This is a genomic window from Nitratidesulfovibrio sp. HK-II, assembly GCF_003402415.2.
In the GTDB taxonomy this organism is placed as follows: Bacteria; Desulfobacterota; Desulfovibrionia; order Desulfovibrionales; family Desulfovibrionaceae; genus Cupidesulfovibrio.
The window spans coordinates 3,695,231-3,709,111 of the sequence record NZ_AP036014.1; the positions used below are offsets into that span (position 1 = coordinate 3,695,231).

The 13,881-nt window shown below is 59.0% G+C and carries 11 protein-coding genes; 10 read left to right on the top strand and 1 reads right to left on the bottom strand.

What is annotated here, in order from left to right:
• The first annotated feature begins 20 nt into the window (after positions 1 to 20).
• From RVX_RS15585 to RVX_RS15630, 10 genes are read left to right on the top strand one after another with little or no spacing between them, the layout of a single operon-like run.
• Complete coding sequence (locus RVX_RS15585; protein WP_420192363.1) at positions 21 to 1,520, top strand: hypothetical protein; 1,500 nt, start codon at positions 21 to 23, stop codon at positions 1,518 to 1,520.
• Complete coding sequence (locus RVX_RS15590) at positions 1,513 to 2,571, top strand: N-acetylneuraminate synthase family protein (RefSeq protein WP_420192364.1); 1,059 nt, start codon at positions 1,513 to 1,515, stop codon at positions 2,569 to 2,571. Before RVX_RS15585 ends, RVX_RS15590 begins: the two co-directional genes overlap by 8 nt.
• Complete coding sequence (gene neuC / locus RVX_RS15595; RefSeq protein ID WP_420192365.1) at positions 2,555 to 3,742, top strand: UDP-N-acetylglucosamine 2-epimerase; 1,188 nt, start codon at positions 2,555 to 2,557, stop codon at positions 3,740 to 3,742. Before RVX_RS15590 ends, neuC begins: the two co-directional genes overlap by 17 nt.
• A gap of 24 nt (positions 3,743 to 3,766) precedes the next feature.
• A complete protein-coding gene (asnB, locus tag RVX_RS15600) occupies positions 3,767 to 5,578 on the top strand; it encodes an asparagine synthase (glutamine-hydrolyzing) (RefSeq protein ID WP_420192366.1) in 1,812 nt (603 codons plus the stop codon).
• Positions 5,560 to 6,273 carry a cytidylyltransferase domain-containing protein gene (locus RVX_RS15605; RefSeq protein WP_420192367.1) on the top strand — a complete coding sequence of 238 codons (714 nt, stop codon included), beginning with the start codon at positions 5,560 to 5,562 and terminating at the stop codon, positions 6,271 to 6,273. The genes asnB and RVX_RS15605 overlap by 19 nt, the downstream gene beginning before the upstream one ends.
• Positions 6,270 to 7,238, top strand: a complete 969-nt coding sequence (locus tag RVX_RS15610; protein ID WP_420192368.1) for a 2-hydroxyacid dehydrogenase — start codon at positions 6,270 to 6,272, stop codon at positions 7,236 to 7,238. Before RVX_RS15605 ends, RVX_RS15610 begins: the two co-directional genes overlap by 4 nt.
• Positions 7,159 to 8,613, top strand: coding sequence for a surface carbohydrate biosynthesis protein (locus tag RVX_RS15615; RefSeq protein WP_420192369.1), 1,455 nt, complete (start codon positions 7,159 to 7,161; stop codon positions 8,611 to 8,613). The genes RVX_RS15610 and RVX_RS15615 overlap by 80 nt, the downstream gene beginning before the upstream one ends.
• Positions 8,610 to 9,902, top strand: a complete 1,293-nt coding sequence (locus RVX_RS15620) for a hypothetical protein (protein WP_420192370.1) — start codon at positions 8,610 to 8,612, stop codon at positions 9,900 to 9,902. The genes RVX_RS15615 and RVX_RS15620 overlap by 4 nt, the downstream gene beginning before the upstream one ends.
• Positions 9,899 to 11,227: a surface carbohydrate biosynthesis protein gene (locus RVX_RS15625; RefSeq protein ID WP_420192371.1), complete on the top strand. Its 1,329-nt coding sequence runs from the start codon at positions 9,899 to 9,901 to the stop codon at positions 11,225 to 11,227. Before RVX_RS15620 ends, RVX_RS15625 begins: the two co-directional genes overlap by 4 nt.
• Before the next feature lie 29 nt (positions 11,228 to 11,256).
• Positions 11,257 to 12,441, top strand: coding sequence for an NAD-dependent epimerase/dehydratase family protein (locus RVX_RS15630; protein ID WP_420192372.1), 1,185 nt, complete (start codon positions 11,257 to 11,259; stop codon positions 12,439 to 12,441).
• A gap of 91 nt (positions 12,442 to 12,532) precedes the next feature.
• Here RVX_RS15630 and RVX_RS15635 read toward each other — a convergent pair whose 3' ends face one another.
• Entirely contained in the window at positions 12,533 to 13,711 is a 1,179-nt protein-coding gene (locus RVX_RS15635) for a sigma-54 interaction domain-containing protein (protein ID WP_420192373.1), read from the bottom strand.
• Positions 13,712 to 13,881: the final 170 nt, after the last annotated feature.

Sequence of the window (13,881 nt, forward strand, 5' to 3'; positions counted from 1 at the left end):
TGCGGAAGCCGGACCATCACATGCCACCCAACGCCCAGAAACACACGCCGCACGTTCTCGTGTTTGCCTACCGTCCGTTTGACATACGCACGCTCGTGTTCTCGGGCGTTATCGAAGAAATGGCGAACCATGTCGACGTAACTTTGCTTGTCCCCACAAACCTGGCTGACGGGTTGCGACAGGCCGCAGGCAGCAAGGCCAAGGTACTGGCGCTGCCTGCGGGGCTCGGCAAATCGCGGGGAGACAACAGTCTCAGTTCCGATCCAGTTCGCGGTCGCAGGGCTCTCAATGCCATGCTTGCACTGGCGGCTGAACTGACATACGCGAGTGGCGACCTGCCCGAAAACGCTTCCGGCAGAATCATGCGCAGCGAAGTCGCACGCAGCATGAAAGCCAAGCCTTGGGGCAAACAACTGCTGGACATCGCGACACTCGCCATGGCCAATGCGGGTGGCAATTGCAGGTGCTTTCGACGCGCCATCCAATTAGGATACAGGATGACGTGTCATTCCAGCGGATTCGACGCCATCCTGAGAGACACTTCCCCGGACCTGCTCGTCACAGCCAGCGCAGGGCTCGCACTTGACGGGCAAATCATGTGCGCCGCCAAGGCGCTGCAAATTCCCATCGCCACCGTGGTGCAAAGCTGGGACAAAACGTCCACCAAGGGCTACCCCCCGGTACACCCGGATTACATGCTGGTCTGGAGCCATCTTACCCGCCAGGAGGCCATCCACTATCTGGACATGCCGCCTGAACACGTCTTCGTCGACGGGGCGCCAGGGTGGGATTCCATGTTCAACGCCTCCCCTTCGTGCACGCGCGAAGAGTTCCTGCACAAGCATGGCCTGGCTGCCGACACCGCCAACCTCATATACGTGTCGCTCGGCTATCCTGCGTACCACGACGGCAATCTCTGTCTTGTCAAACATCTAGTCGAAGGACTCCTGACACAGGCATTCCCACCTCGCACCGGCCTATTGCTGCGCCCGCATCCCGCCTTTCACGATGAACAGCAACTACTTCATCAATACCACGACATCGCGAGGAGCCTACCGCATGGCCGTGCCGCAATGCCAATACCGGTCAGGGTGACGTACGGTGCGGACTACTTTCTTGATGCTCGCGACGGGCAAGATCTTATTGATATGTTCCACCATTGCGACGCCTGTGTCGAAGTTGCCTCCACACAGATGATCGAAGCGGCAATTTTCGACAAACCGATTATCGACATTGCGTTCGGCACATGGAAGACATCCATATACGACATTCCTCTCAAGCAGCTAACCTTGCAACACCTGGAAAGAATATTCGCCACAAACGGCGTGACCCGCGTATTCTCACCAGAGCATCTTGCCCCCACGATCGCCGCCGAGCTTGCCTCACCACAACGGCTCAAGCACGAGCGCGAACAGATGGTGCAGCAGGAAGTTTCAGTCAACCGAGGCACCGCCGCAGCTGCTGTTGCAGCGCGGCTCTGCGAGCTTGCAGAGCACGGCTTGGGAGGCCCACGTGAATAGCGATATCATGATCGCCGGGAAGGCGATCCAGAATGACAACAAGCCATTCCTGATCGCCGAGGTTGCCCAGGCTCACGATGGCTCCCTGGGAATGGCGCACGCCTTCGTCTCGGCGGCAGCAGTCGCCGGGGCCGACGCGATCAAATTCCAGACACACATCGCCAGTGCCGAATCCACGCGCGACGAGCCCTTCCGGGTGCTCTTTTCAAAACAGGACGCCACCAGATATGATTACTGGAAGCGCATGGAATTCACGCCGGAGCAATGGCAGGGCTTGGCGGAACATGCCCGTGAATGCGGCCTGGTGTTCCTGTCTTCGCCATTCTCTGTAGCCGCCGTACGGCTGCTTGACCAGCTGGGAACCCCTGCATGGAAAATCGGCTCGGGAGAACTCCGCTCGACGGACATGATGCAGGCCATCCTTGCAACGGGAAAACCGATCCTGCTTTCCACAGGAATGGCGAGCTACACGGAACTGGATCAACTGGCAGCAGGCTTCCGCTGCGACGGATCGCCGTTCGCCATGTTCCAGTGCACCAGCAAGTATCCTTCCTGTCTTGAGGAAGTGGGGCTCAACGTTCTTCAGGAATTCCGCAAACGGTATGCCTGCCCGGTCGGCCTGTCCGACCACACGGGAAGAACTGAACCGGCAATGGCGGCAATGGCCCGGGGCGCAGCAATGGTAGAGGTACACGTCACCTTCCATCGCAGCATGTTCGGGCCCGACGTGCCTGCCTCCCTTACGTTCGAGGAATTCGCCACCCTCGCGGCCTTTCGTGATGCGCTGGAAGTCATGCGTACGCACCCCGTCGATAAGGACGCCTTGGCGCACTCCCTGGCGGATTCGCGCAGGATTTTCGGCAAAAGCGTCGCACCCGTTCGCGACCTGCCCACAGGCACGGTCCTTGACCTGTCCATGCTCACGCTGAAGAAACCGGCAACGGGCATCCCTCCTGAACATCTTGATTCCCTGCAGGGACGCCGCCTACGCAGAAACATCACCGCAGACCGGCTGCTACAGTGGAGCGACCTAGATGACAACAACGCATGATTCGGCAGAACATAACATGAGAAAAATCTGCATCGTAGTGAACAGCAGGGCGAATTACGCGCGCATCAAATCCGTCATTCTTGCTGTACAAGAGCATCCGCAGCTTGAACTGCAGCTTATTGTCGGGGCATCAGCCCTGCTGGATCGCTTCGGCCGTGTCATCGACATCATCAGGAGTGATGGCATCAAAGAATCCGCCGTTGTCTACATGGCCCTTGAAGGCGATACGCCCGCAAACATGGTAAAATCGACAGCTCTCGGCATGATAGAACTCTCGACGCTTTTCGAGCAGACGAAGCCTGATGTTGTCCTGACGGTCGCAGACAGACATGAGACGCTGGCAACAGCGGTGTCTGCAAGCTATATGAACATCCCCCTGGCGCACACGCAGGGGGGTGAAGAGACAGGGTCGATCGACGAGTGCGTTCGTCATGCCATCACAAAACTGGCGCACGTGCACTTCCCTGCGACGGCCAAGGCACGTGATACGCTGCTCCGCATGGGAGAGGCCCCCGACAAGGTCTTCCTTACCGGATGCCCGGCCATGGACATCGTGACATCACTTGCCTCGACCAAGCTCGACCAGGATTTTTTCGCACGGAATCCCGGGGTCGGAAATTCCATCGACCCGCTGAAGCCATACATTGTGGTGCTGCAACATCCTGTTACCACTGAATACGGCTCGGCCTACGCACAAATCGACGAGACGCTGAACGCCATCCTGTCACAGCAAGTACAGACAGTCTGGCTCTGGCCCAACATCGATGCCGGTACAGACCAGATCTCAAAGCGGTTGCGCCAGTTCCGTGAAAGCCGCAGCAGCCACCCCGTGTTCTTTGTAAAGAATCTTTCCGCTGAAGATTATGTGCGGCTCATCGACAATTGCGCCTGCCTCGTCGGCAACTCCTCATCCGCCCTACGCGAAGGCGCCTTGCTCGGCGTGCCGGCCGTCAACATCGGCACCCGCCAGTCCAACCGCGAGCATGGGCCCAACGTTGTGCACGCGCCCTACGCCCATGACGCCATCGACTTGGCCATCAGGCAGCAGATGGCGCATGGCAAATACCAAAGCAACGCCCTGTACGGCGACGGCCATGCTGGCAAGCGCATTGCCGATATCCTGGCCTCCGTAACCCTAGACATCCGCAAGCGGCTGGTGTTCAGCAACTAATCCGATACAGGCAAAGGATACGCAATGTGCGGCATTGCAGGCATATTTGGCCCGGCACTCACATTCCACGCTCTCGAGGCCATGACTACGGCGCTCCATCATCGGGGCCCTGACGCGCGCGGTACATACTGCATTCCGGATCAATCCATCGGGCTTGCCCACACCAGGCTCAGCATTCTCGACCTGAGCCCGCAGGGGCTGCAGCCCATGGCGGATGCCACCGGCCAGCGCCACCTCGTCTTCAATGGCGAAATCTACAACTACCTAGAACTGCGTGAAATTCTAAGCGAATATCCATTTCGCTCCAACTCGGACACCGAAGTCATCCTGGCGGCTTACGACAAATGGGGAGTGGAGTGCCTTTCCCGTTTCGTGGGGATGTTTTCCTTCGCCCTGTGGGACGCTAAAGCCAGCGTGCTGTTCTGCGCGCGTGACCGGCTGGGCATCAAGCCCTTTCTCTATTCCTGGGACGGCAGGACGTTCCGTTTCGCTTCCGAGGCAAAGGCGCTGTTCGCCGCTGGCGTGGATTCGCGCCCGAACCACGAAACCTTCGCCACCTATCTGGCGCACGGGCTTTACGACCACTCGGACGCTACGTTCTTCGCACAGGTCCACTCGCTTCCTGCGGGACATTTCATGCTGCTGACACCGGCCAGCGCCCCCGCCCCCAGACAATACTGGAGCGTGCGCATTCCAGATGCCTGCGACGTGGCACCCATCAGGGAAGAAGAAGCCATTGAGAGACTCGGCGACCTGCTGCTCGACGCGGTGCGCATACGGCTACGCTCGGATGTTCCGCTGGGGCTGAACTTCAGTGGTGGCCTGGATTCCTTCACCCTGATGAGCATCATGGAGCAGCTGAGCCCCCTCAACCAGCGACTTGATGCAAGCACTGCCTGCTTCCGGGAGCCGCAGTACGACGAGACCTGGTTCACCAGACGGCTGATGGACCAGGAAAGATGGAATTCTTTCGAAATCCCCACAGCGCCCGGCGAAATTCCGGGCCTCATGCACGAGGCACTGTGGCATCAGGAGGCCCCCATTGGTGGCGTCTCGACGCTGGCGTACCACAAGCTGCACCGCGAACACCGCAAGCGCGGGGTTGTCGTCCAGCTTGAAGCGCAGGGTGTCGACGAACTCTTTGGCGGGTATGCCTACTACTCCAGATTGGCCGCCGGAACGCAGAGCATTGACGCATGGCTGGGCGCCAACACCTATCAGGACGCCTCCCCGTTTCTTGCGCCAGAGGTTCTCGCCCCGGATTTTGCCAGGCTCGGCAACCCGGTCCTGCCGGACAGGCCATCCACTCTGGCCGCCCCGCTGGAACAAGCCCTCAAGATCGACCTCATCTACCGCAAGCTGCCTCGCGTCCTGCGCATGAATGACCGACTCTCCATGGCCAGCGGCATAGAACTGCGAGAGCCCTTTCTGGATCACCGCCTCGTCGAGTTCACGTTCACCTTGCCCAGCAGCCTCAAGATACGCGATGGCGTGTCCAAGTACCTTGTCCGCCGGCTGATTGCCGGAAGGCACCCGGAAAAGGCGGCACTCCTTCAGACCAAGCGGGCGGTTGTGGCACCCCAGAGAGAATGGCTGCGCGGGCCACTGGCATCTTGGGTGGGTGATCTGCTGCATTCCGCGGCACTGCGCGACTGCGGCTATTTTCACATCCCGGCACTGCAGAACAGGTTTCGGAACTACCTTGCGCACGGGGCCGACAACAGCTTCTTCCTGTGGCAATGGTGCAACATCGCCCTTTGGTTCGAAGCCTTCGGCAAACTTGCACACACCACCGCGCAAGCGCGCACGGAGCAACCATGCGCATTCTCGGCCTGATCAATGCCCGGGGCGGCTCCAAGGGCGTCCCCAGGAAAAATGTCCGCCCGCTGATGGGAATTCCCCTTATCGCTCATGCGATTCGTGTCGGACTGCGCTCTTCGTCGGTCAACCACCTCCTGGTGTCGACCGACGATCACGAAATCGCAACCGTGGCACGCGAACATGGCGCGGACGTGCCTTTCATGCGCCCGATCGAACTTGCGACGTCCACCGCTCTTCAGATAGACGCCATCCGGCATGCCCTTTCGTTTCTTGAGGATCGCGGCGAACACTTCGATGCCGTCCTGCTGCTGCAGCCGACCACACCCTTCCGCCTCACAGAGGATATCGAAGGTGCCGTGGCCCTCATGAATGCCAGCGGCGCCGAAACGGTGATCAGCGTTGCCGATGTATCGGGGCATCATCCCCTCACCTGCTACACGGGCAACCCCGAAACGGGGCTTTCCCCCATGCTTCCGGCAAACCCTGCCGGCGTCAGGCGCCAGGATTTTGCCCCCGTGTGGTGGCGCAATGGCGCGATCTACCTCATGCGCCGAGACGTCATCATGGATAGGAAATCGCTTTATGGGTCGTCCGTGCTGGGTTACGTCATGCCACCGGAGCGCAGCATCAACATAGACGTCCCCCTGGATTGGGTGATCGCGGAAGCCGTGGGGGGGTGGCTGGTTGAGCAAGGGCTGTGGCAGCCATGAAGCCCAAGCTGCTCATTACGGAACCACTCAACTTCCCCAAAGACGTCCTTGAAACCCTGAGGGGCGTTTTCGAGGTCCACATGGGTGCGGCAACACGTTCTGACCTGCTGCACGAATCCCGTGACGCGGATGTCATCCTCGTACGCCTGGGGCATCGCCTGGATACGGAGTTTTTCGGCCATGCTCCCAGGCTGCGGGCAATCGTCTCTGCCACCACGGGACTGAATCACATAGATATCTCCGCTGCAGCGCAACGAGGCATAGAGATAATAAGCCTCAAGGGTGAAACGGAATTTCTGCGGCGCATCACCGTCACCGCAGAACTCACGTGGGGATTGTTGCTGGCACTCGTACGCAGCATACCTGCCGCATGCGCGCACACCGCCCACGGCAGGTGGAACCGTGACGAATTTCGGGACGGCCTGCAGCTTGCCGGTCGAACGCTGGGGATATTGGGCTACGGACGGCTCGGCACGATCGTCGCGAACTACGGACATGCCTTCGGCATGCGCGTCCTTGTTGCAGACATCCGGCCCATGGAGCTTCCCCCTTGGGCAGAGCAGGTTTCCCATGACGCTCTGTACGCCGAGAGCGACGTCATCACCGTGCACGTCCCCTCGGCTCCGGAAACCCACCACCTTGTCGGCCGCTCGGCCTTTGCCCGCATGCAACGTGGCGCCGTGCTCATCAATACCGCGCGCGGTGACGTCATTGACGAGCGCGCCCTTGTCGAGGCCCTGGAAACGGGAAAAATCGCGGGCGCTGCGCTGGACGTCCTTGAAGACGAGTATGACGCCGCAGCCACAGCCAGTTCCCTCAAACTGCGGCAGCTTGCCGCGTGCAGCCGCCGGGTACTGATCACGCCCCACATCGGCGGCGCATCCAATGATGCCATGGCTCGGGCCGAAACGTTCATTTCTGAAAAACTGTTGCGCCAATGGCTGTCGTTATCACCGCAGAATTAAAACAAAGCCAACCATGCCTAATCCAACCATCCTGCTGCTTCCGGTCGAAACAAAGACCCGTGAATTTCTTGCAAAAATATTCTTCGCCGGGCATGCCGCGCGAAGAGGATTTACGGCATTGCTCGGTTGTGCCCGTTTTTTCCATGCCAACACCCCGCGCTTTCCCCGGGGCATTGTCATGGAAAACGACATCAGCGTCGGCAGCACCACAAGGCTCCCGGAATTGCGCAGGCTTGGCTTTGGCGTGGCGGCATGGGACGAGGAGGCGCTCGTCGTCAAGAACGATCCATACTACGTTGATGAGCGCGTTCGGCCCGAGGCCCTGTATGCCTGCCACAAATTCTTTACACGGGGCTCCGGCGACCTCGAGGCCATCGCCACTCGCTATCCGCTGGCCAGAGGGCACATGACCCCCGCAGGCAACCCCCGCCTGGACATTCTGGAACCGCAGTACCGACATCTTCACCGGCACACGGCCATTCAGTCTGACCGCCCCATACTACTCGTGAATTCGCGCTTCTCCCACAGCAACCCCTTTCACATGTCTCCCGAAGCATTCCGCAAGGCCTTGCTGGCACGCTCCGGGCTCAGCGGGCAGGCCCTGGAATTCAAAATCGGCTACATGGATTATACCGATAAACTCTATAGCTTTTTTAAGGAAATGGTGGCGCAACTACCCGCCCGTTTTCCCGATCACCTCGTGGTTATTCGACCGCATCCATCTGAAAATCCCAATGTATGGAATGCGATAGCTGAGGAACACGAGAACTGCATCTGCTCAAAAAAGCATACTGCTACGGAATGGTCCATGGCTGCAGTGGCGACCATTCACAACGGGTGCACAACGGCGTTGGAAGCTGCGCTACTGGGCTGCCGCGTCCTGGCGTACTGCCCCACAACATCCGGCAGCTATGATGTTCAGCTACCAAACGCCATTAGCGAACAATACGATAACACCTTTGAAATGTTCGCGGCACTGGAGCACATGCACATTCCTTCCGATGTGGAACGCGATGCGTTATCGACGGCGGCGCGTCACCGTGTTGCCCCACAGATAGCCGGCCTGTCGGGGTGCACTGCCACTGATCACATCCTTGACGAACTGGAGTCGCTGCGCTGGACGACACCTATCGCGCCACGTGAACTTCTGCGCGCAGTACGGTGCCTCGCCCGCTATTGGCGTCAGGAATCTGCAGTCGCGCTTCGGATCAGGAATAACACCAACGCTCTTCAAGCAATCATGACCCCTTATGCGCTGGAAAAATTTCCCGGCGCGACCATGGAAGAAGTGCGCGGCATTCTTGATGGATTCGGCATGCACGATGTTCTCGCTGAGGATATGGGCAACTGGTGGTTCCGCATGGTGCGCGCATGAACGATATAATAGACTTCACAAAGCGCCTCATCCCGCCTTCGTGCAAAACCGCAATAAAACAAGCGATACACACTACAGTACGTTTCTCGCGCAATGAACCCACCTACAAGACTGAAGATGACATCACCTGCATTACGTTAACCGAAAAAGGAAACCACATTTTCTTCGGATATTACGACATATCTCCATTTCACGAGAGCACGGCTCGGATTCTTGCCTGCAAGGTTTCATCAAAAAAAAGACACTCGAACAGCTTGCACATGGACCTTGGCTGGTATGACACCAGCAGCCCGGATGTGTTCCATAAAACAGCGGAAACGCAGACATGGTGCTGGCAGCAGGGAGCTCGGCTTCAATGGGTTCCGAAGGCCGGAACAAATGCAGTGTTGTACAATACACTGTGTAACGGCCATGCCGCGAGTGTCGTGAAGGACGTGAAAAACGGGAGCATTCTCTACGAATTCCCGATGCCAACCTATGCACTGGATGCATCGGGAAAACGCGCATTAAGCTTGGATTTTGCGCGGTTGCAACGCCTGCGCCCTGGCTACGGCTATGGCAACATCCCTGAACTTTCTCCCACAGCGACCATTCCGGCAGACAATGGACTGTTTCTCGTGACTCCCGACAACGAGCCAAGACTCATCCTCTCCCTTGAAAACGCCTGCCACCAACAGCCATCCCCAACGATGGCAAGCGCCTGCCACTACTTCAACCATCCTTGCTGGACCCCTTCCGGAAGCAGATTGATGGTATTTCACATCTGGGTGGCGCCCGATGGTACACGTCGCACGCGCCTGCTCACCCTAGATGCCACTGGCGACAACGTTCGGGTTCTGACACACGAAGACCACGTGTCCCATTACTGGTGGGTTGACGACAGCACCCTGCTTCTTTACGCCACGCATGGCGGGCGGCAAGGCTACTTCATGGTTCGGGACGAAGCTGGCGCCCTTCCAGAGCCCTACCTCCCCCACACCCTGCCTTCTTCGGACGGACACCCCAGCTTCTGCCGTGCCGGCACCCTGCTGGTGGGCGACACCCTGCCTGGCGCACGACCCGAGCGAAACCTGTGGGTAGCCAACCCTTCTGCAGGCACGCTGACGCAACTGGGGTCCTTCTACAGTCCGCCCAACTTGTCAGGCGAACATCGTTGCGATCTACACCCTCGCTGGAACGCCGATGGAACGCGAATCGCCATCGACACCGCACACACGGGGAAACGCTCGATGATCATTCTTGACATTTCCAAATTCATCCAAAAACACAACGCATCTTTCAGCTCATGAACAACACATACAGCAACATAGTCCTGCCGATTGAAACCACGGCGCGCGAGCTTAACGCCAAGCTGTACTTGGCCATGGTCCTGGCAGAACGAGGCTTCAACGTATATCTCGGCGCAAAGGACCCCGCACTGGAAGTCTCATGCAGGCTTCCGGGCGTCATCTATTTTGACAAGGGATTCCACAGGGGAGTTTCCGAGGGCATCTACACGCGCCTCAAGGAGGCGGGATGCCTTCTGGTAAGCCTTGACGAAGAAAATGGCGTTGATTTCCGCGACTTCTTCATGCTTGACATCAGAATGCCAGACGACTTCCTGTCCCGAATGGACAGGGTCCTGCTTTGGGGCAAATCCCAGCAGAACTACCTGGCAGAACACAGAGAAAGCATGGACACCCGGCGCGTCCTGGTTACCGGGCACCCACGTTTCGACCTTCTCGCCCCACCCTTGAGCAATCTGTACGAAGCCGAAGCACAACGCCTGCGCGACCGGTACGGAGATTTCGTCCTGTATACAACGAACTCCAAATTTTCCAACAACATCAACAGCAGAGAGCACATCCTCAAGAACTACACAGGGCGTGTAAAGGAATTGGAACGGCGCCTGGAATACGACAGCGCCCGCTTGGCAGCCAACATATCATTGATCCGCAGGATTTCCGAAGAACTCGGAATGCCCGTCGTGGTGCGTCCTCACCCAGAAGAGAACATTGGCACATATCGCGAAGCATTTGCCAATAGTCCGGGTATTTACCCGATATACAAGGGAACCGCAGTCAACTGGATCCTCGCGGCACGTACCGTGATCCACAACCACTCTACCACCGGGCTCGAGGCGGCAATGCTCGGAAAATGGGCAATTGCCTATACACCAATCGTCGTCGAGGAAAATTTCTTCCCCTGGATTCCCGTGGCGTGCAGCCACAGAATGCACAACGAAGACGACGCAGTCCGCTGCCTGGCCAATGGCCACTATCTCACCAAGCCGGAAGGCATAGACGACATCATGTCTGCATTTTTCACACATGATGGCAGGGCGGCACAAAGAATCGCCCAGGTCGTATCAGAGCTTGCCGCGAGACACGCAGTTGGCAATACCCCCACCCAAAAAGGGCTGCAAGGCTATCTCGTCAAGGTAAAGTGCAAACGTTTCCTGAATCGCCTCCTGGGCCGCATCACGACGACCGCCCTGGACCGTAACAAGCTGCGCGACCTGTACCCGGCGTCCGTCACGGCGCATTTCCGCGCCTTGCAGAGCCTTTTGCCCGGCCAGCAGACCCAACTCGACATTCTGATTCACGACCTTTATCGCATCCGGAAGGCTGGCTAACCGCACCCCAAGCACCGGAGGAGGCCCCAATGCACATTCTCATCCTAGGCGGCGACGGATATCTGGGCTGGCCATCGGCCATGTATTTCTCCGCACGCGGTCACCAGGTTACGGTTGTAGACAATTACTTCCGCCGCAAGGCCTGTATCGATGTCGATGCAGACTTCCTCTACCCCGTCCCGAGCCTGCCGGAACGAGCCCGAATCTGGCACAAAGCCACAGGCCGGGAAATCAAGGTGATACTGGCCGACCTTTCGGACTCGGAGACCATGCGCGGCCTGTTCTCCGGCGCCGTACGTTACACATGGGCTCTGGATGAAAGGTTCACCGGCCTGCCGCACACCATCCTACACTACGCCGAACAGCCATCGGCCCCGTATTCCCTGCTGGACTACCGCCGTGCGAACATCACGCTCGCCAACAACCTCATCACGACGAACAACCTCATGTTCGCCGTGAAAGACTTCGCCCCCGATACACATATCATCCACATCGGCACCATGGGCGAATACGGAACACCCAATATCGACATCGAGGAAGGCTGGCTCGACATTGAACACAAAGGCCGGCGTGACAGATTTCTTTTCCCTAGACAGGCCAGCTCCATCTACCACACGTCAAAAATCATGGATACCGACCTGTTCTGGTTCGGCATTCGCACATGGAAGCTCCGCATGACAGACCTGATGCAGGGCCCCGTGTACGGAATTGAGACGGAAGAGTCACGCGTTGACGAGCGCCTGCGCCCCTACTTCAATTACGATGAGATATTCGGCACCGTAATCAACAGATTCGTGGTGCAGTCCGTCGCGCGGCACCCCCTTACCGTTTATGGAAAGGGGGGGCAAACCCGTGGCTATCTGAACATATGCGACACGCTGCAGTGTGTTTACAAGTCCTTCGAGACCCCCGCGAATCCCGGCGAACTCCGTATTTTCAACCAGATCACCGAAACGTTCACCGTCAACGAACTCGCTGAACGCGTCCAACGTGTTGGCACTGAACGAGGGCATGCCGTTCAGGTCAACCATGTGGAAAATCCTCGCAAAGAAGCAGAAGAGCACTACTACAACCCTGCTTATCAGGGCCTCCAGGGTATCGGCGTCACGCCTCACCCCCTCACGGACGATGTGTTGCATGGATTTTTTGCCATCGTCGAAGAACACAAGGCCAACATCAAGCCGGAGTTGTTCCTGAAGGGCGTGCGCTGGTAGCCCTCTTCCCCCATCCGCCACAACAGGAAACCGCCAAGACACCGGACATGAAAAGCCCGGTGCCTTGGCGGTTTTGCCGTCGCATATTCCCTCAGAACCGCAACCCGTACTCGCTGAACTTGTAGCGCAGGGTGCGCGGGCTTACCCCCAGCAGGCGCGCGGCCTCGCCCTTGTTGCCGCCGCTGGCGCGCATGGCCTTCAGGATCACGCGCACCTCGGCTTCGCGGCGGGCCACGTCCAGACTGAGGTCCTCGCCCATGCCCGCCGGGTGCACGGCGTGGATGGCCAGTGAGTCGCCCTGCCCCGTTGCGCTCCCCATCGCGCCGCCGTTCGCCCCACCAGGCAATCCATTGCCGCCTGAACCGTTGCCCCCAGCGCCCCCGGCGTACCCGCCAGCGCCACCACCCATGCCCGCCGCCCCCAGCGCCACGGCCGACCGCAGCTCCAGCGGCAGATGTTCCGGTCCGATGTCCCCTTCCGGGGCCAGCAGGGCCAGCCGCTCCACCAGGTTCTTCAGTTCGCGCACGTTGCCCGGCCACGGGTAGCCGCTCAGGCCCGCCTCGGTCTCTGGCCGAAAACGCATCCCGTGCCGATGGTACTTCTCGGCGTAATGGGCAAGAAAATGCCGGGCCAGCGGCACGATCTCCTCGCGCCGCGCCCGCAGCGGCGGCAGCGAAACGGGGATCACGTTCAGCCGAAAGAACAGGTCCGCCCTAAAGCGCCCCTCGCGAACCATGTCCGGCAGTTCGCGGTTCGATGCGGCGATGATCCGCGCCTGAAACGGAATGTCCCGCTGCCCACCGATGCGCCGGTACTTGCGCTCCTCCAGCACCCGCAGAAAGTCCGCCTGGTTGGCGGGCGGAATCTCGCCCACCTCGTCCAGGAACAGCGTGCCGTCCCCGGCCAGTTCGAAACACCCCTGGCTGGTGCGGTGCGCGCCGGTGAAGGCCCCCTGTTCGTGTCCGAAGAACTTGTCCGCGAACAGCTCGCCCTCGTGCACGCCGCAGTTCACGGCAACGAAGGGCTTGCGCGCCCGCACGCTCATGTCGTGGATGAGCCGGGCGAACAGTTCCTTGCCGGTGCCCGTTTCGCCGTGGATCAGAATGGGCGCGTCCGACGAGGCCACCTGCACGGCCAACTGTTTCAGGCGCAGCATGTCGCCGGACAACAGGAGAAACCCCGTTCCGTTCTGCAACGTTTCGAAATGAGGACCTTCCTGGCCCTCTCCCGGCAATTTGTTGCCGGTCTGCGGAAATTTTCTGCCGTCCATGCGTGAGGACTAGGCCATTTCCCAAGGTTTGGCAAGCGCTCACTGGTGGCACGAAACTTGTTACAGCAATCACAAATAACGGAGGCGACCAGACCATCACCTCTCTTTCCGGTGGGTTGCTGGCGCACAGGACGCAACGCGCATCGCACTACGGGGCGGAAAATCCAAAA